This window comes from Natrinema marinum (assembly GCF_024296685.1).
Lineage (GTDB): Archaea > Halobacteriota > Halobacteria > Halobacteriales > Natrialbaceae > Natrinema > Natrinema marinum.
Genome location: NZ_CP100763.1, coordinates 1,110,321 through 1,130,634, shown reverse-complemented (window position 1 = coordinate 1,130,634; position 20,314 = coordinate 1,110,321). Strand labels below are relative to the sequence as shown.

Sequence of the window (20,314 nt, the reverse complement as noted above, 5' to 3'; positions counted from 1 at the left end):
GCATGGCTGATGATGAATCCCAATCGACTGATGGCGGTGCTGGCACGGAAGACGTACTGATTCGAGAACTGTCACGCGTCTTCGAGCCGGTCGAAGCCGCAGTCGAGGAGGGACCAGCCGGCATCATCTCCCTGTTGATCCAGGCCGACGTGCCACTCGAGGGGGTCACACAGGCTTACGAGACGATCGAGGAGGTGGTCAGCGACGTTGCATCTGTGTACCAGACCGTCCAGGAATCCATTCAGAACGAATCGCTTCCGTCGCCCGAGGAAATCAAAGACGTCTTCGACACGATTCAGGGGCTCGACGACATCGAACTCCCCGAGCTCGAGGATCTCGAGGATGTCGACGTTCCGGGACTCGGAACGAAACTACTCGATTACCTGTTTGTCAGGTATCTCCAGACCTATCAGCAATCCGGCTACCGGCTCCTTCGGATGGGGAACGTCATTGTCATCGAGGACGTCGAGTCCGACGGCGAAATCGGACAGTTCGTCCCACAAAACATTCCGAAGCTGGTACAGGATCCCGGCGCGGCTGTTGCCGCAGCGTTGCAGTGGGGGACGTCGGACTTTCGAGCGTCGCTTACGATGTCGTACCTCTACTGGCTCTTTCGGACGTTCGGGCTCTTTCCGCGGATCGAAGATCCGTTCACGAAAGAGCAAGCGGATCTGATCGCCGGCGAGGACTCGTCGGACAGTAATTCGTCCGGGCCGCTCGCGGAACGTGACCTCCCGAGCCAGCTGGCGGTTCCGGTGGTAGCCGGCCCCAACGGAGAGTACGGTTTCAAGGTCGTTCCCGTCCCGGAGACCCCCGACCACTATCCCGGCGTCGCGCTGGTCCCCTACACACCCTTCGACGCGTTCGAGGGCAGTACGGAACTGGATCTCGGCGACGACTGGACGTTCAGCTCGGAGTTCTCCGTCGAGCGGACCGACTGGGGGCTGGTGGTCAGACCGCCGAAGGAGGGCGACGGCACGGCGGTCGATTTCCGCCCGCTCGACCCCGATGCGGGTGACCTTCCTGCCGAGGTCCACGGCGAGGCATCGCTCACCTACGATGGCACGACCGAGGACGGGGAGTTTACCCCCTTGCTCGGGACCGCCGGGGGCTCGCGACTCGCACTGGGATCGATCGCAGGGAAGACCTCGTTCGACTATGACGACGACTTCTCGCTCGCGGTCGAACTCCCCGCCGAAGGCGAAATCGGCGTCAGTCCGTCGGACTTCGACGGGTTCCTCAAGAAAGTCCTCCCAAACGACGGGCTGTTCTACAACTTCGACGTCACCGTCGGCTGGTCGTCGACAGACGGCCTCTACTTCGAACGCGGCGGCACCCTCGAGGCGTCGATCCCACAGAGCGTCGATCTGGGACCAGTGTCGATGCGCGAGATCTACCTCGCGACGCTTCAGCCCGGCGGTGAAGACGAGGGTGGCAGCGACGACGCGTCGCTCTCGCTGGCCGGGGCCGCGACGGGCGAGATCGAACTCGGTCCGCTCGTGGGGACGATCAAGCGAATGGGCGTCTCGGCGGACGTTGCCTTCCCCGAAAATCAGGACGGGAACCTCGGGGTCGTCGATGTCGACCTCGGATTCAAACCGCCAGAGGGGATCGGACTGTCGATCGATGGCGGCGTCGTCACCGGCGGTGGCTACCTCGAGTTCGACTACGAGAACGACCGCTACGCCGGCGTCTTGCAGCTTCAGGCCGGGAGCCTCTCGATCAACGCGATCGGGTTGCTGACGACGCAGCTCCCCAACGGTCGGGACGGCTTTTCGCTGCTGATTCTCATCGCCGGCGAGTTCGACGCCGTCCAACTCGGCTTCGGCTTCACACTCGAGGGTGTCGGCGGCCTGCTCGGGATCAACCGCTCGGTGAAAGCGAAGCCGCTTGGAACGGCAGTGCGGAGCGGAAATCTGGACTCCGTGTTGTTCCCGACGAACCCGGTCGCCAACGCCCAGCGGATTATCTCCGATCTGCGCAGTATCTTCCCACCGACGGCCGGCAAACACGTGTTCGGTCCGATGGCGAAACTCGGCTGGGGGACGCCGACGCTCGTTTCGGCCGACTTGGGGCTCGTCCTCGAGTTGCCTACCGGAAAGTTCGTCCTGTTGGGGGCGTTGCACACGAACCTGCCGGACGAAGATCTGGCGCTCATCGCGTTGAATATGGGCGTCTCGGGGGTGCTCGACCCGCCGAACAAGCGGGCGTCGATCGACGCGAGCCTGTATGACTCGCGGGTGGTTCAGTGGACGATCTCCGGCGACATGGCGATGCGCTCTCGCTGGGGCGAGAATCCCCGGTTCGTCCTCGCTGTCGGTGGGTTCAACCCGCGGTTCGATCCGCCCGACGACTTCCCACAACTCGATCGGGTGAAAGCGAGTATGGGCGTCCCCGGCGGGAATCCGAAACTCGAGTTTGCGGGCTACTTCGCGCTGACCTCGAACACCGTGCAGGCCGGTGCCGGACTGCACTTTCTCGCCGAGGCGGGTCCCGCGAAAGTCGAGGGCAAATTCACGTTCGACGCGCTGATTCAGTTCGACCCCTTCAAGTTTATCGTCGATTTCCTCGCGAAACTCGCGGTGACGATCAAGGGCAAGGGACTGACGCTCAAACTCGACGGGACGCTCTCCGGGCCGTCGCCGTTCCGCGTGACGGGAACGCTCCACATCGAGATTCTCTGTTTCGATATTACGGTCGATATCAACGTCACCATCGGTTCCTCGAAAAACCGCGAGAAACTCCCACGGGCACGTCTTTTCCCGAAACTGCTGGCCGAACTCGAAACGCCCGGCAACTGGACGGCCCAGTTGCCAGCAGACGGCGACGCAATCGCGACGTTCCGCGAGACGGACGACGACGAGGACACGGTGCTCGCACACCCAACCGGGACTATCGGCGTCCGACAGACCGTCACACCGCTGGAGCGCGAAATCGAGAAGTTCGGCAACGCGAGTCCGACGGGGTACACGAAGTTCGCGATCGAAGCAGTCGGTGGCGACGTCGACCTTTCGGATGATCTCTTCGAGCAGTTCGCCCCGGCGCAGTACCTCGAGTTGACCGATTCACAGAAGATGGAGAGCCCAGCGTTCGAGTCCATGCGGGCGGGTCGTGAGATGCGCCATCCCGGACTCTATCCCGGCTATCGCAGCCGGGGGCAGCGAGCCGCCAACGTCGTCTCGACCGAACTCGGCTACGAGTGTACCGTCGTCGACCGACCGAGGGGAAACTGGGGAACGCCGCTGCAGGACCTGGGCAAGTTCCGGAGCCAGGGACTCGATCATCTGTCTGGTCTGTCGCCGGCGGTCGCCGACGCGCTTTCGAACGTCGGTGCCGTGGCGAACGGCGACCTTCGGACTGCGGGAACGAACCGATTCCGGCTGTCTGACGACGGCTTACGCCAACTCGTCTCCGAGACGGGCGGCCTCGCAAAAGAGTTCGCGACGGGCACCGCGTCGTCCCCCAGCGAGGACGAACTCTCGGAGTCGGTGTCCGTCTCGGAGCCGACGTACACCGTCGTTCGCGCCGACGACATGTCCGAGGCGGGCATCGTCGACGGCGAGGTGAACAAATCCGAAGCACAACGAGCGCTCACGAAACGCGTCGAAGACGACCCTGGCGCGGCGGGTGCGTTCCAAGTTGTCGAATCGTACAAGGCCCGAACTGCCAGTGTCGCTGCCGAGACTGCGGTCGCTGACGGCGGCGAAGACCTCGCGGATGAAGACACGCACAGGGATGTCGAGACTGCTCCCTGTGGCACCGACCGCGGTCCAGAGGTGTATCTATGAGTCAGAATACGGAAGTCACGTTCTACCCATCGGTCAGACAGGGGTACCGACCGGACGCAGCCTTTTCCGCAGACGCGACGAGCGTCTCGAATGCGGGAAAGACGTCCGTAACGCTCGATATCAGTGGTACGGGGGAGGCGGGGACAGACACTCGACAGGCGTCGATGGATCTCCGACTGTACGGGCCAGGAGATATCACGAACGTCGACCATCGTCAAATCGTCCGGACGGAGCCCGAACCCGACACGACGGAGTTTCCGCCCAACTACTTCCCGCTCGTCGAATTCGACCGCCCCGACCTGCCGTGGCTGTTCAGCCCGACGACGGCAGACGATGCGGGCCGCAATCGTCCGTGGCTCTGTCTGGTCTGCGTGCCGATCGACGACGGGTCGGTATCGTACAAACCAGCCGGAACCGGGCCGTGTCCGGTTCTTCAGGCACCAGCGACGATGCTGCCCGATCCCACGGAATCGTGGGCGTGGGCGCACGCACAGCTTCTCGGCGAAACCACCACCGAGAGCGCCGAACTCGAGAGTCGATCGACGAAGACGCTGTCGCGGCTCGTCTGTCCGATCAACCTCGCAGCAAACACGCGGTATCGGGCCTGTGTCGTGCCCACCTACGAGCCGGGTCGGCGCGCCGGACTCGGTCTCGACCCGTATCCAGACGGGCGGTCGTCGGTGTCGCTCGCGTGGGAGGGTGACGCGTCCATCCGGCTGCCAGTGTACTTCTCCTGGCAGTTTACGACCTCTGCTGCGGGTGACTTCGAGTCGCTGGCGCGCGAGCTCGAACCCCGACAGCTCGGTCCGAACGTCGGCTACCGAACGGTCGACGTGAGCAATCCCGGGCCGGAGGAGCTGAAACTGGCCTACGAGGAGTCGACCCAGACCGGAACCGTCGGCATGGGCGGGGCGCTTCGATCGGTCGGGGCCGAGCCGGACCCGTACGATGGCGCGATGGTGGATGCCCTCCGCGACCTGTTGAACAGTCCCGGCACCGTCCTCGAGGAAACCGACTTCGGTGCCCTCGGTCCGCCGCTGTACGGCCAGTGGCACGCCGGCATCCCGAACCTCGAGGCCGAACCCGAGCGTTACGATCCGGAGCGGTACTACTATCCGACGTGGTTCAACGAGTTGAACGTCGATCCACGCCATCGCCTCGCGGCGGGCTTTGGGACGCTCGTCGTCCAGGAGAATCAGGACGCGCTGATGAGCAGCGCGTGGGACCAGTTCGGCGACGTTCGTGAGGCAAATCGCCTGCTTCGACGAGCCAAACTTGCGAGCGCCGTCCTCGAACCGGTCCACGAGAAGCTGTCGTCGTACACGACGACGCGACTGCTCGGCATGACCGCGCCGGTCCGTGCGACGCTGTTCGACGAAGCCGAAGCACAAACGGTGTTCGGGACGCTCGCGAAGAGCGATGTCTCCGAGTCGGTCGCCTCCACGGCATTTCAGCGAACCCTGCGCTCGACCGGACCACTCGCCCGTCGGTCCGGGGTCTCGCTCGATCACGGAACGCTCGCATCGGCCGTCGAGTCGAACGCGTTGCCGACGCTCGGCAACGGTCTCGCGTTCGACTCGACGACCCCAACTACCAGCGCCGACGCCGATCTCGCTGGCTCACCGACGAGCGCAGGCGGGCAACCGTCGATGATCGAGGACGGGACAGCGCTCGACGAGGGGATGGGTGACGATTCGGCGGTTCCCGGCGCGTTCTCCCCGACCGACGCCGACGGACCGGCTGAAGGGGCACAGACACCGTTTTCGGCCAACGCCGTCGGAAATCGCCCGATGCAACCGCCGGCCCCTGGAACCGATCGCGTCCGGACTGCACTCTCGAGTCTCGAGTCACACTGTCTGTCCGCGGAAGCGGACGTGACTGCACTCGCGACTGCGGTCGGTCGTGACGACGCCGACGCCATCGACCGACTGCTCTCGCGGCCGCCGACGGTCGACGAGCGCGTCGTCGCTATCTCGGCGAACACGTTCGAGCCGCTCTCGCGAGCCCTCGCGAAGTTCGTCGCGACCGGCGAGCGCGGTGATGACGTCCCGCTCGAGGCGGCCGAGCGGCAACTGGCGATGCGTGACCTCCACCGCGAGAGTCGACGCGTAGAGCGCAACGTCGGCGAGGCGACGACGGCAGTTCGCTCGGGCACGTACGAGCCGCCGGCAGTCGAGCAGCGCCTCGAGCAGGCGACCGCGGCCATCGACGCGATGCTCGGTGTCGTTTCGCGCCTGCGGTCGACGGTAGAGCAGCCGTCGAGACTGCCAGCAGCGACGTCGACATCCATGCACGCCATGTCCGCGGACGCCGACGGGACGGCACTCGATATCGAGACGGCGACCGACATGCTCGTCGCGCCCGACGACCGGTCACTCGAGGCCGTCGACTTCGATTCGCTTCGGACCACGGTGATGGACGAACTCGAGCCCGTTCCAGCCCTCGCAGAACATCTCGGGTCGCGGTTGCGTCTTCCGCTGCTCGGTCGCGACGATCCGGTCGAGGAAGTGCTTGCTGCACCGCTGTTCGATCGGCCGCTATCCACACGACTCGCTGCCATGAATCAGGAGTGTTTCCTGCCAGGTGCGGGCCAGATCCCGAAGAACACGGTCGGCGTCCTCGAGACGAACCCCGAGTTTGTCGAGGCGTTCATGGTCGGTGCGAATCACGAGATGGCACGAGAACTCCGCTGGCGGAAGTATCCAACCGACCGGAAGGGGACGTACTTCCGGCGGTTCTGGGACCGGCGTGGCGATCCGGAGGCGAAGACGGCGTTCGAATCTGGCGAGACAGACGCCTACGACGACATCACGCAGATCCACACGTGGGACGAAAACGAACTGGGTGTGAACAGTCCGGAGGGGACTGGCGCGACCGTCGTGTTACTCGTAAAAGGCGAACTCCTCCGGCGCTATCCGAACACGGACGTGTTCGCGGCGAAAGCCGTCGCCGACGATCCCGAAGACGGGAGCGAGGCCGACCGCGTTCCCGCGCTTCCGAACACCCATGTCACCCGTGACGACGGGGACGAGGACGTGAAATTCCCGGTCTTCCGCGGTACGCTCGGCTCCGACATCACGTTCTTCGGATTCGACTTGACCGTCGAAGAGGCGCTGTACGCTCCCTACCACGAGACCGGCGAGAAAGCCGACGAAGGGCCCGACGACCACCCGGACGAGGGCTGGTTTTTCTGTCTCCAAGAGCCGCCCGCCGAAACGCGGTTCGGCCTCGACGTGGGCTCGAACGAGGATCGGGCGGTCCCAGCCGGCGTGACGCACGCGTCGTCCAGCGGTGGCCGAACGACCGAGACGGTCGCGCGAGCGACGGCAGAGCAAAACGACGATTTCGAACACGGCTGGGGTGCGCTCTCGTGGTGGCACCTCGTCTCGGACGGAACGAAACCCGCGACGGTGACGCATGTCGACGTCGACGGCTCGCCACCGGGTGCAGGCGACTGGGCGATCGAACCGGAGACGACGTGGGTGAACGGCCTCGACGCGACGAATCCCGGATCCCACGATGAGGACGTCTACGGAGCGAACGACGCGGCCAACTGGGGGAGAAATGCCGCTCACATGGCCCGAATCACCTGGCAGCGACCGGTTCGCGTGAGCATCCACGCCGACGACATGCTGCCCGAGGGCAGCCGCGCCGGCGGGACGACCGTCGTCGATCAACTGCAACCGGGCGTCGGTCCCGGCCTCGAGACGGCAGTCGAGGGGCTGGCGACGAGCGGCGGTGACGGCGAGCTGCCACGCGTTGATATCGACCCGGACAGCGAAGGGGTGAGCCGATGAGCGCTGATCCCTGGACCGAGGTCCGAGCGGCACGGACGGCTTACCACGAAGTCACCGAGCGCCACGCGGCTGCCCGATCGGTCCACGCCGCACTCTCGTCGCTGTCGGATCGCATCACGCGTGGCGCAGTCACGAGCGCGGATGTCGCGTCGGTCACCGACGCACTCGAGCGCTTTGGCGGCCCGGATGACGATCGCCGTCGCGCGCTTTCGTTCGTGACCGCGCCGGTACTCGAGGGTGACCGCGACGTAATCACGCGATTCCGCAGCGACCACGCGGTGAGCACCCCAGTCGACACGCTCGCCACGTCGCTGTCGTCGTACGTCGACGGTGGTGACTGGAGTGCGGTCACGGCTGCGATGGCTGCCGTCGTGGACCCGAACGGCGACGGTGCGAACTCGGCGAGTTCCGACGACGTGACGATGGCCACGAGGCTATTCGGTCTCGTCGTCGAGGCGGCCACGGCCTCCCGACAGGCACAGGTGGATCGACTGCAGGACGCACTCGCACGTGCGTACGACGAGAGTGGGGATACGGACCCGCTGTCGCGGCTGGACGAACAGCCCGTTGCCCTTCTGCCGGTTCGGCTCGAGACACGATTCGTGGATTCGGCGTTCGACACCGACGACGTGCCGGATCAGTTGCTGGTTCGAGTGTTCCCCGACCAGCTTCACATGAACTCCCACGAGCCGGAACTGACCGACGAGGAGGTCACGTGGGGGGAGAACTTCTGGGCGACGGTGTGGTATGCACGCCATCCAGATCCGTCAGCGGTCAACCTCGATCCCGACGGCCCGTACCTCACCGAGCGGCTGCCATCACAACGCCTGCGCGAACACGTCTCGAGCCTCGATCCGGCACTCGCTGGCGACGACAGCGACGAACCCCGGAAGTTCTCGCGCAACCACGCCCGCCGCTACGACGAACTCAAAGAGCGCGCCTGGCGCCAACTCGTCGAGCGATTCGGCCGCGAACGCGGCTCCTACATCGTCCACGCGCTGTCTCCGAAGGACGACGACCTCGCACAGGACCTCCTGACGAAGCCACCGACGGGCGTTCTGGGACTGTTCGACTCCCCAATCGCGACCGACGGAGGCGACGAGGGTGAGGAGGACACGGTCGACGGCGACTCGGCAGCGACCGACGACACAGTCGGTCCCGCGAGCACCGCCAGCGACACGACCGTCGATGCGTCGGCGCTCTCGGATGCCGCCGGCGTCGATTTCTCTCCGCTCGCAGAGGACGGAACCATCGATCTCTCGTCGTACGTCGACGAGGGCGTCCCAAACGAGGATGTCATCGACACGGGCGCCGTTGCGGAGGCGGTCTCCGGAACCACGCTCGACGAACGGACGGCACAGGAGGCACTCGAGGAAGCGGCCGGTATCGGCCGGTTCGGCCGGCAGCAGTTGCCGACTGCAGTACCCGAAGTCACGTTCCCCGACGTAGCGCGACGGCCGGAGTCTTGGACGAAACCGCCGACGGCAGAACTGTTACCCGACCGATTTGTCGTTGTCGCGTCGTGGGAAGACGACGCCGGTGAGGACCACCGAATCGCGATCGCGGGCGATCCAATTCGTGATCCGCTTCCGACGGGGCCGAGTCCCGAAGCCGTCGGCGAAGACCACGTCGAGGCCGACGAGGACACCCCTGCGCCGCCGGGAACGGAGTGGATGGTGGACTTTCGCGAGGCCGAACGCGTCGGGATGGGCCTTCGTCTCGATCTCGAGGCGCTGTCCGGGTTCGATCCGTCCCGCGGATTCGACCGGGTGACCGTCGTCGGTGCGAAGGCATCGATGGACGCAGCCGAGAGCGCAGCGGCGCTCGAAGAGCTCCTCGATGCCCACCACTATACGGATGGACTGGCCTTTCTCGAACAGGGGACACCGACGAACAACTTCGACGGCGCGTCGGGGTACACGCGGAGTGATGAGCCGGCAACGAGCGTAGACGTAGCGTGTGCGCCCGCACTTGTCGAGTCCGGCGATCGTAGCGACGGTGACTTACTGGCCCGTGCGCTGTCGATCGATCCCGACGACGGCGAGCGACACGTGTTTGCCAACGTCGAGGGTGCAGATCGGACAGAACAGCGCAACGCTCGCCACGCGAACTCGGCGCTTTGGCCGGCGACACTTGGATACTCCCTGACCCACATCTTCGTAGGGAACCGCTGGCTCGGAAACGAGAGCGTCCAGGGGACGCAGACAGAGCCCGTGGCGCCCGGCGAACGCGTTTCCGAACTCGACGAGCCGCTGCTGTGGCTCGACGCCTGTCGCCGCCACTTCGTGCGGTACGTACGTGGCCGCGGACCGTTTCCGACGCTTCGGGTCGGCAAACAGCCCTACGGCGTGCTCCCCGCGCGGGCGATCGAGACCGATCTCGACGTGACGATCGTCGAGCAGGACATCGTCGAGGGTATCGTCACCGGCGAGATGACGATCGCAGACGCCGAACTGCGCGGCACGCCACTCGAGTCGCTCGTCGGGAGCGGCGTCCGCCCCAAACACTTGCTGTCTGCCGGCGCGACACCGGACGACCTGCTCGAAGCCGGTGTGAAGCCCCGACAGCTCGTCGCCGACGGGGCGGCTCCGGCCGAGTTGCTCGAAGCCGGTGCGCCGCCGGACGCCTTCCTCAGTCGCGGCGTGTCACCGATCGATCGGACGAAACTCACTCACGATACCCTCGAGCAGGCGGGGGTGCTACCAGCAAGCCTCGAGCGAGCAGGGCTAACGCCCGCGACGCTCGCCAGCGGACGGGCCACCGAGGCCCAACTCGAGGAGGCAGGCATCACGCCCGCCGCAGTTGCCCAAGCGGCTCTGCCCACTGAACTCCGGGAAGCCGGTGTCAGCCCGCGGGCGGTCGCTGAGGCAGACGTGACGGCGAAGCAACTCCTCGACGGCGAGGTCTCCGCGAGCGACCTCGAGGCGATCGGCGTCACGACTGACGCACTCGCCGACGCGTTGCTTCCGGCGGAACTACAGCAGGCGGGGCTCACCGGCGAGTCGCTGTCCGAGGCCGGAGTTACGGTCGAGGCGCTGATGTCGGGTGAGGTGGACGCGGACGACCTCATCGCGGCCGGCCTCACGCCGGAGACGCTCGCGGAATCCGGGCTCCTCCCCGAGCAAATGGCGAAGGTGGCACACGTGGCGAGTGACTTGCTCGAGGCGGGCTTGAAACCCACCGCGTTGCTCACCGGTGACATCGACATCGAGACGCTTCGGATCGCGGGGGTCACACCGGACCTACTGGTCGAGGCGGGAATCGCACCGAAGAAACTCGTCGACGCGGGCATGGACGTCGTCGACGTCGCGCTCCACGCCGAGAGCCGATTCGAAGACCTCGTCGATGCGGGTGCAACGCCTGCCCAACTCGCGCGTGCGGGCGTCGCCGTCGCCGACGTGGCGGGGCTGAACGTGCCTGCAGACGAGTTGGTGCGAGCGGGCTACACCGCGCAGTCGCTGCTCCAGTTTGGCTTCAGCGCGATGGACGTGGCCCAAGGTGGCGTTCGACCGAGCGAACTCCGCGACCTCGGTGTGGCCGCGAGCGAACTCCATGGCGTCGGCAAGGCCGCGGGATCGTTGCGGACGGCAGGCTACACCGCAGGCGAACTGCTCGAGGCCGGATACGCAGCCGAGGAACTGGTAAACGGCGGCTTCTCGCCCGCCGAACTCTCGGCTGCGGGGCTCGATCCGGAGACAGTCCGAGATGTCGGCCGTTCGGTCGCCGACCTCGCGGCGGCGGGATACACCCCAGAGCAGTTACACGGCCTCGGCTACTCGCCCCAGCAGTTACTCGATGCGAGCTACGATGCGGCGGTCCTGCTCGAGGCGGGCTACACTGCCGGCGAACTGCTCGACGCCGGCGTCCCGCCGTCGCGGCTGGTCGAGTGTGGCGTCGATGTCGGTGCGCTTCGTGCCGCCGATGTCGGTCCCGAAACGCTCGCGACGGCCGGCGCCGACCCGACCGACCTCAAGGAAGCCGGCGTCAGTGCCGACCGACTGCTCGACGCCGGGCTCGACCCCGACACGCTCGCCGGAGCCGGCTTCTCGATGATCGAACTCGAGGTAGCAGGCGTCGACGTGGACGACCTCGCAGCGGACATCGTGACCGGCGACGCGACGGCTAACGATGTCGGCTCCGCCGTGCTCGAGGGACTGCGGTACGCCGCGCCGGTCCTCGAGGATCCGGAGCAAGCCGAGCGAGACCTCTATTCGTTCAGCTTCGATCCGGCGCTGCCGCGGGTGACAGCCAAGACGCCACCGCCGGGCATGCGGAGTGGTCCTGATTCTTCCGACGGCGACGACCGCGATAGCGACGGGACCGGCACGACAGACGGCGGGCTCGATGGGTTCGTCATCCAGCGCCCACAGGCGATCGACGACCGCCTCGACCACCGCATCGGACGATACCTCTCGGGATTCCGATCGCTGTGGTCGGCCGCCGCGGCCGACCTCCCGTTTGCAGGCGAGACGACCGAAGCGGAGCTGTTCGACGCGCTCTCGAGGGAAGGACTGTCGAGTGATTTCCGAACGACGAGCGTCTATTCAGCCGAGGACGAGCACACGGATGATGCGGTCGGGGTCGCCACGGATGCGTACTTTGGGGAGCAACACCGAACCGCCGTTGCCGACCTGCTCGCCGACCTCGGGCTGAGCGATCTCGATTCGCGGGCTGCACATCTCGTCCCGCTCACGCTCTCGATGGTGCACGATCGCCTCTTCCAACTCGGTGAGGATCCCTGGTTGCCCGTGCTGTACGAACACATCCGGGGCCAGAGCGGCACCGAGCCAGTCGAACGCCACGATCTCGTAGACACTGATCTCGGGCGGTTCGTCCGCGCGCTGCTCGACCTGCCCATCACCGATGTCGCCCACCTCGGTACAGTCGAAGACCCCGATCGGCTCCCGATCGATCCGACGGTCCTCGATGTCGAGCCGGAGACGTGGAGCGGCCTCGAGACGGACGAGCAGCGCCGGCGGATCGTCACCGGTATCGAGGATGCGGACGACGCGGTTCGATTTGTCGACACGCTGTTGGACGGCGAGGCAGTCTCCGGTGACGAAGCAGACACGGACGGGAAACGGAAGCTCATCCTTCTCGCTCGGCTACAGGCCGAACACGGTGACTCCGGTGCGCTTCGCTCGCTTGCGCGCGTGCTCTTCCAGTTCGGGCTCCAGCACGAGTATCTTCACGGCCGTCTCCGGCTTGGCCAAGCATATGGCGATCCGCCGATGGTCGGTCCCGAACCGGCCTACTACGGCTCGAGCGACGTGGGCCTCCTCGAGACGCTGCGCGAGCCGGTCCCCGACTCGCTGGTGGGTCACCCCAACGTGGACCCGACGGACACGTACGGCGACGCCCTGTCGGCAGCGGCCGCGAACTACCAGTCGACGACCTCGATCGATCCGCGTATCAGCGAGTACACGGACAGTCTGCGCTATCTCGGCGCGCTCGACCGGTCGAAACTCGCCGATGCGCTCTCGGAGACGCTCGACCTGACGAACCACCGTGTCGATGCCTGGTGGACCTCGCTTGCGACCAAGCGCCTGTTCGAACTCCGCGAGGCCCAGGGAAGTTACGACCCTGACGCCGCGACGGGCCACGACAGCTGGCTCGAGGGTGCAGGCGACGAGGGCGCTCGCGCGACCATCGATCCGGGGCTGTTATCGTCGATGTCGACACCGGAAGGATTCACGACCGCTGCCGTCGACGGGGAAACCGACGGCGGACGAGACGACGAGTCCGATTCGGACGACGATCCCAAGGTGGACGACAACTCCGAGACCACGGACGATACCACGACGACGCAGGACGGTTCGGGCGACGAGCCGACGTTTGCACCGACGTCGTTTACCTTCTCCGAGGACGGGATCGACGAGTCGGCGATGGATTCCGGTACAGATGCGATCGATTCCGACACGACCGGGCGCTCGAGGCCGACTGGGACGAGCGTCGACCGCGTCGGAACCGGCGGGCCGGCGTTCGACGCGAGCGACGTGCTCGACGACGCGACGACGGGCGGATCGGCCGCCCGTTCTCTCGACGAAGGGTCTGCTGTCGAACGACTCGGTGTCGATGCGGACGCACTCGCAGAGCACGTCCGTGCCGATCCCGGTATATACGTGGGCGCGTACGGCTTCGTCGAAGATCTCTCGGCGGATCCCGACACCGAGACGCCGGAGTACGTCCACGCACCCTCGCAGGCTCACGCGACCACGGCGGCGCTGCTTCGCAGCGGCTACCGCGCGGACGAGGACGCCGACGAGAGCCCTCTCGCGACCGATCTCTCGGCCGATCGGGTTCGCGACGCCATGCGGCTGATACGGGGCGTGCGTCGAGACCAGTCGCTTGGTGAACTGCTAGGCTACCGCTTCGAACGGCGGCTGCACGAAGTCACGACCGGTGACGACGACGCTCCGAACCTGATGCAGTACATCGGCGCGTTCCGTGCCGAGTTCCCCGCTCTCGTCGACAGGGTGAACCGATCCGACGAACGACAAACCGACGGGAAAGACGATGCTCGACGCGAACTGGCGACGTTCGATGTCGTAGATGGCTCTCGGCTGCTCGAGTCGTGGGACGAGTATCCGTTCGGACGCGACGAGTTCCCACAGCCGGAGTCCGACGCCTACAGCGCGCTCGATGAGGTCGTCTCTGAACTCGCAACCACGCTCGACGCAACGGGTGACCTCCTGACCGCAGAGAGCGTTCACCAGCTCGCACAGGGGAACTTCGAGCGCACCGGTGGCTCGTTGGATGCGCTGTCGAAAGGTGCCCCGATCCCGGACCCCGACGTGGTCGAGACGCCGCGTTCGACAACCGGCGTCACCCACCGCCAGTTCGTTGTACTATCGCCCGAGACGATCGCTGCCGACGCCCCGCCCCGATCGGCAGCCGAACCGACGCTTGCGGCATGGGTCGACGACCAGCTTCCGGACCTCGCGGCTGTCGAATGTCGCGTCGAGTACCGATGGCCGGCGACCGACGAAACCGCCGAGAGCGAGGAACGAGCGTCGCCGACAATGCGAGAGGCAACGACCACCCTCTCACTCGATGCCCTCACGCTCGGCCCGCTCGATGTCCTCGAGTTGTTCGGTGCGGAGGCCGACGAGGCCCGGACCGAACTCGAGTCTCGGCTCGCGTATCACGCGGTCCGGGATCGACCGACTGATCCCGCGGTGCCACTCGATGCGGACATCCACGTGGCGCTTCGCGAGACTGCGACCGATGGCGCGGTGGCCGCCGCAGAACTACTCGAACTCGCGCGAAGTCTCCGGACGCTCGTTCAGGATACTCGGCCGGCGACGGCGGCAGACCTCTCCCATCCCCACGAGACGGACGCGAACCGGGAGGGGTACGACGACACGACAGCGGCGGCGCTTGTGGGTCGCGCCGAGACGGCACAAGATGACCTGTACGACCTCCTCGCTGCCGTCGACGAGCGACTGACGCTTCTCGACCCCGAGCACACCCGTGGCGATGGGCTGGCTGGAGTTACCGATCCACGCGAGCCGGCGACGACCGACGGCAGCGGCATCGGTTCCGGACTCGAGGTGCCCGAAACCCCGATCCTGCCGGGACGTTCCATCGACGCGATCGACTCGGGACAGGTCGCCTCGCCGACGGTAACTGAGCAGGCTGACGCCCTCTACGAGGCCGCGACCGCGGTCGCCGACGAGGTTCCATTCGCCGCCTTCGAGTCGATCGCTGGCGCGCTTGACGGAACCAACCCGCGCCCCGACTTCGAGACGCTCCGAGATGCCATCCCGGCAGGGCCGACCGATCCCGACGCCGCTCGCGAGAGTTTGCTCGTCGGCAACGGGGCACAAGAACGCGTGTCGGGGACGCTTACCGAGACGATCGAGGTGCCGGACCCCGAAGACGAGACGACCGACGACGACACGACCGGCGGCGCACCGTCCGACTCGGACCCGCTGGCGGCGGCTTCCATCGAAACGCTCGCAACCGACATCTCCGCCGTCGCGCCGGAACAGTTCGAGATCGACGAGAACGACGCAACCGACGCCGGTGCCGAGAGCGAAAGCGGCGTGACGGCCGATGCCCTATCGACTGTCGACCCCGACGCGCTGACGAGCGAGCAGTTAGACGCCCTCCCACTCGACCGGGAGACGCTTCGGTCGGTCGTTGATGCGACCTCGAGTGCCGGTGACGACACTGAAGCAGGAGCCGAACCCGCCAGCGGACCGCAGGCCCGCGACTGGAGCGACGAAACCGTGGCGGTGCGGGCCGTCGGCACCGACGGCGACACCGCGTTCGTCGTCACCGCCACGACACAGGCCACCCAACGGGGCTCGTTCGAGGCCGAACTCGACTTCTCGGCCCTCGAGCCAGGGACGCCGTTCATGCTCGTCGCACTCGTCGACGAGACGATCTACTTCGCCGAACGTGGCCGGGTCATCGCTGACGCGACCGCGACGGTACCCGATCCACAACGGACGCTCCGCGAATCGTGTTCGACTGCGAAGGACCTCCTCTGGCTCGATAACTACGAAGATCTGTTGTCGGTCGATGGCGGTGCTGCCGGCACGCTCGAGGCGGCCCTCGAGACCGCCGACTGGAACGCGCTGACCACCGAACGCGATGCGATCGACATCGACGAGACCGCGGTCACTGCCGCGGAACGAGACGCTGTCGACACGCTGCTTGCCCTTGCCGACGCCAGTCCGTCAGCCGTTGCGTCGGCCGCCGAAGCGTCGCTAGCAGCGCTCCGGAAGCTCGGCCTCGCAACGCTGTTCGACGTGGCCGGCGGCGCGACGTCACCCGCCGATGCGTCGTTCCGATACGTCGATCGGGCCGATGCGTGGGCCTACCGAGCGCGCCTCGCCCGCGCGCTGTCGAACCCGGTCGCGTTCAACACCGACGTACCGGTCGAGGCGCTGGGCTACGTCCCCGAAAGCGCACTCGCAGTCGCCGACCGCTCCGACGCGACGGCGGTGGCGAACGCGGCGAACGCGCTCGTCACTGCGCCCGCATGGGTCATCCGGCGCCTCGATACGGTGGTCGATGCGCCCCACGAACTGCTCGCGGATCTCGAGACGTGGTTGTACGACCGCGACACGCTCGAGCGGAGTCCGTCGTCGCTTGCGACCCGGCTCCGGACGGTCGCCGACGGCTGTTCGACCATTCCGGGCCTCGAGACGGCGTTTGCCTCCCTCGGAACGCGTCCACGGGAGGCCCTGGCGACCGGGCTTCGTGGGCTCGCTGCAGCAATCGAGGCGAGCACGCCCGCAGTGCCTGATGTGGCTGCCGAGACCGCCACGTTCGATACGGCCCACGCCGACGCGACGACAGACCTCGTCGATACGCTCGCGACAGAACGCAATCGCGTGGCCGCACTCACGCTCGAGGCGGCTCCGCGCGCCGATTATGCCTTCCGAAAGGCGGTGCTCGAACGCCTGCGCGACCCGCTCGCTTCCCTCGCACAGTACGGCGTCTACGGGGCGACGCCCGCCGCTCCTGACGGCGGGCGACCCGACGACGAGGCGGCGCTCGTCGAGCAGGCGGGTGCTGCGTTCGTCCGGGCTCGTGATCGGCTCCGTGAAGCCAGTACACTGGATCCGCGACTCGAGGCTGCACTCTCGACCCGGCCGGTGCCCCAGCGCGTCGAAGATCAGACGGATCGGCTCCGTGCGCTGTTCGGCGAGGGCTTTACCGTCGTTCCGTCGTTCGTTCCCCAGCACGGCGCCGAGTTGACTGCGACGTTCGACTCCGACCTCGTCGGCGACGATCCGCTCGCGGCGGAGACATGGTTACAGCGAACCGCTCGCGTGCGCGAGCGCACCGCCCAGTTCCGCGAATCGCGCTCGTACGCCGAGACGCTCACCGGAACCCTCGCGCCGGATCTCGCCGTCGGACAGTTGCCCCACGTTCCCGGCGAGAAGTGGGTCGGCATCCCGGACGAAGTGCCCGAACCCGGCCGACTCTCGCTGCTCGCACAGTTCGGAGCCGACGACGACCCATCCGTCTTCGGCGGGCGCGTCGCCGGTCTCTTCGTCGACGAGTGGGTAGAGTCGGTCCCGGCCGAGACGGAGACCACTGGCGTCGCGCTCCGATACGACGATCCGGGCGCTCGCGCGCCACAATCGGTGTTGCTCGCGGTCCCGCCCGAAGACGGCGACTGGTCTATCGGCGCGCTCGCGTCCATCGTCGCCGAGACGTTCGAGTATGCCAAACTCCGATCGGTCGATCTCGGCGATGTCCCCGAGGCGTTGCACCTGCTTCCTGGCACCTATCTCCCCACCCACGATGGCGACCGACGCACGCCCTCCGTCGACCTCGGGATGCTCGAGTGGTACGACCGACGGCTGGTCGCCATGCCGATGTCGCCGACACAGTATCTGCAATCGGTCGAGACGCGATTCGACGGCGACTTCGATGCCGCGAACGACGGAGGTGCGTCCCAATGACTGACCGAACGACCTGGACGCGCCTCGAGCCTCGCCCACGCGCCGAGGACATGCGCGACGGCCTTCGTGCGGAAATTCGGGATCCGCTCTGGCTGCTCAGCCGCCAGTGGCAGGTCAAGGAGTTCGCCGGCGAGGACGCCGGGTCGCCGATCCGTGCCGACGTTACGGTCGCCGAGGACGCCCTCGAGCGCGTCGACCTCCGTGGCGGCGGTCGCAGCGAGGTCGGCCCGTTCGACTACCATGGCGGCCCGCTCGAGGCGCTCGTCGAGCGCGAGCGCGTTATGACCGACGACGACCCGACTGTCGAAGCGCGCGTCGAGGCCGGATCGCACTTTCTGCGGACGCTACGCGCACACGGCTACACGAACGGTAGCAACTCCTGGGTGGCAGCTGATTTCCCAGACTACCTGTTGTCGCCGACCGACGAACCGATGGAGACCGCTGATCGGCGCTTCGTCGAGCTGCTCACGGATCGGGCAATCGACGGCCGTGCGATCTACGACGCTCTCGCGAACGGCGAGTCGCCGCTCCCGGTCGGCGGCTCGCGGACGGCGGCGTTCGACGACGCCGTCGCGGACTACCAGGAGTGGTACGAATCGCTGTACGACGAACCCGACACTGACACCGGTTCCGCGTGGGACCCGACGCGGCTGGAATACCGCTTTGCCGTCTCGACCGGGACGGGTGATAACGAGACCGTCCTCGAGGCACCGGAGTATCAGGGCGGCAGCCTCGAGTGGTATGCGTTCTCCACAGCCGAGGACGACGAGGCGACGCTCGCCGCAACCGACTCCTCGACCGCGGCGGATGCGTTGCTCGATGCCAAAGATCGGGTACCGGCTGCGACAGCGTCGAAGACGACCGATCGGTTCGAAACGAACACGACTGTCGACGGGACGTCCGACGGCGCGAACCAACAGGCCGATCCAACGCAACCGTCCGAGACGGCGACCGAAGCGCCAGCCGGCGAAACCACGAGCGCCGTCCCGACGCAGGTGTCGTTCCCCGGCATGCCAGCTGCGCGCTGGTGGGAGTTCGAGGAAGGAGACGTCAACTTCGGCGAGTTGGCCGGCGACGGGGCGGCTCTCTCACGGCTCTTGCTGACGGAATTTGCCGCACAGTACGGCAACGACTGGTTCGAACTGTCACTCGAGACGCCGATCGGCACGCTCTCGCGCCTGACCGAGCTCACGGTGACCGACACCTTTGGCGTGACCGAGACGGCCGAAGCCGCGATCGACGACGACTGGAACCTATTCATGCACGACCTCGGCGACGGCGACGCCGGACTGTTCGTGCCGCCGACGCTCGCCGAGTCGGTGACGAGCGATCCCGTCGAACGCGTCGTCTTCGGTCGCGACGAAACCGCCAACGCGGTGTTTGCGATCGAGCGTCTCGTCGAGGGACCGGTCGGCCGCCCTGTCGACCGAACCGAGTTCCGCGTTCCGAAACTCGTCGTCGATGCCGTCGCTCCGGCAGCTACTGCCGACGAGGAGTTCGTCCGACTGGCGAATCCCGGCGAGGATCGCCTCGATCTCTCCGGGCTTCGGCTCGTCGCCGAAGGTGACGACGAAACAACGACGCTCATCTCGTTTGGCGATCACGCGATTCCCGCCGGCGGAACGCTTACCGTCTACACCGGGAACGCACCGACCGATGAGACGCCACCGGACGCCGATGCAACACTCGAGGCCGCGCTCTCTGATCCCGCCCTCGAGACGGCGGAGTCGATCGCCGTCTACGACGGTGACGACGTACTCGTTCGACAGCTCCGCTCGAGTCCAGCCGAGGAGATCGATGAGTACCGGCTCTCGACGGATGTCGCAGACTACTGGTATCCGTTCACGATGGCCCGGCTCGATGATGCGTATCGTCTCGAGCGGTCGGTCCTCCTCGACGCAAACACGCTTGGCGTGCCCGTCGAGCACCTGCCCTGGCCTCGCGGAGAGGTGCTCGACCCGCCGACTGACCTGCTCCCACCCGGAGAGACCAACCTCTTGCTCTACGAGACGGCGGTGCCCCGGAGCGGTCGCGAGGTCACTCGACACTACCAGTTTGCCCGGTGGACTGACGGGGCAGCGCACCTCTGGAGCACCCGTGAATCCGGTATCGGCAAGAGCGAACTCTCGAGTGGACTGGCCTTCGACGTGCTCGAAGACGGCGAGTGAACCGCAGACCGGCTGCGGGACCATCGTCAGTTGCTGTCGCCCACTTTGTGTCCGGACGAGTCCCCTTGGTCGCGGCGGACAGTCAACGCCAACCAGCGGTTAGCCATACAGACGGCCGGGAACGAATTAGCCGC

Annotated in this window: 4 protein-coding genes; all 4 read left to right on the top strand. The window is 66.5% G+C overall.

Features of this window, described 5'->3' with window-relative positions; translation table 11 throughout:
- The first annotated feature begins 2 nt into the window (after positions 1-2).
- The 4 genes from NKH51_RS05570 to NKH51_RS05555 are packed head-to-tail and all read left to right on the top strand — an operon-like array spanning position 3 to position 20,180.
- Positions 3-3,788, top strand: coding sequence for a DUF6603 domain-containing protein (locus NKH51_RS05570; protein ID WP_254764256.1), 3,786 nt, complete (start codon positions 3-5; stop codon positions 3,786-3,788).
- On the top strand, positions 3,785-7,585 hold the full coding sequence (locus NKH51_RS05565; RefSeq protein WP_254764255.1) for a hypothetical protein: 3,801 nt from the start codon (positions 3,785-3,787) through the stop codon (positions 7,583-7,585). The genes NKH51_RS05570 and NKH51_RS05565 overlap by 4 nt, the downstream gene beginning before the upstream one ends.
- On the top strand, positions 7,582-18,012 hold the full coding sequence (locus NKH51_RS05560) for a hypothetical protein (RefSeq protein ID WP_254764254.1): 10,431 nt from the start codon (positions 7,582-7,584) through the stop codon (positions 18,010-18,012). Before NKH51_RS05565 ends, NKH51_RS05560 begins: the two co-directional genes overlap by 4 nt.
- Complete coding sequence (locus tag NKH51_RS05555; RefSeq protein ID WP_254764253.1) at positions 18,009-20,180, top strand: lamin tail domain-containing protein; 2,172 nt, start codon at positions 18,009-18,011, stop codon at positions 20,178-20,180. The genes NKH51_RS05560 and NKH51_RS05555 overlap by 4 nt, the downstream gene beginning before the upstream one ends.
- Positions 20,181-20,314 lie beyond the last annotated feature (134 nt).

Excerpts from the sequence above, each read along its gene's own strand:
- NKH51_RS05555 (WP_254764253.1), top strand. The coding sequence starts at position 18,009 with ATGACTGACCGAACGACCTGGACGCGCCTCGAGCCTCGCCCACGCGCC.
- NKH51_RS05570 (WP_254764256.1), top strand. The coding sequence starts at position 3 with ATGGCTGATGATGAATCCCAATCGACTGATGGCGGTGCTGGCACGGAA.
- NKH51_RS05565 (WP_254764255.1), top strand. The coding sequence starts at position 3,785 with ATGAGTCAGAATACGGAAGTCACGTTCTACCCATCGGTCAGACAGGGG.
- NKH51_RS05560 (WP_254764254.1), top strand. The coding sequence starts at position 7,582 with ATGAGCGCTGATCCCTGGACCGAGGTCCGAGCGGCACGGACGGCTTAC.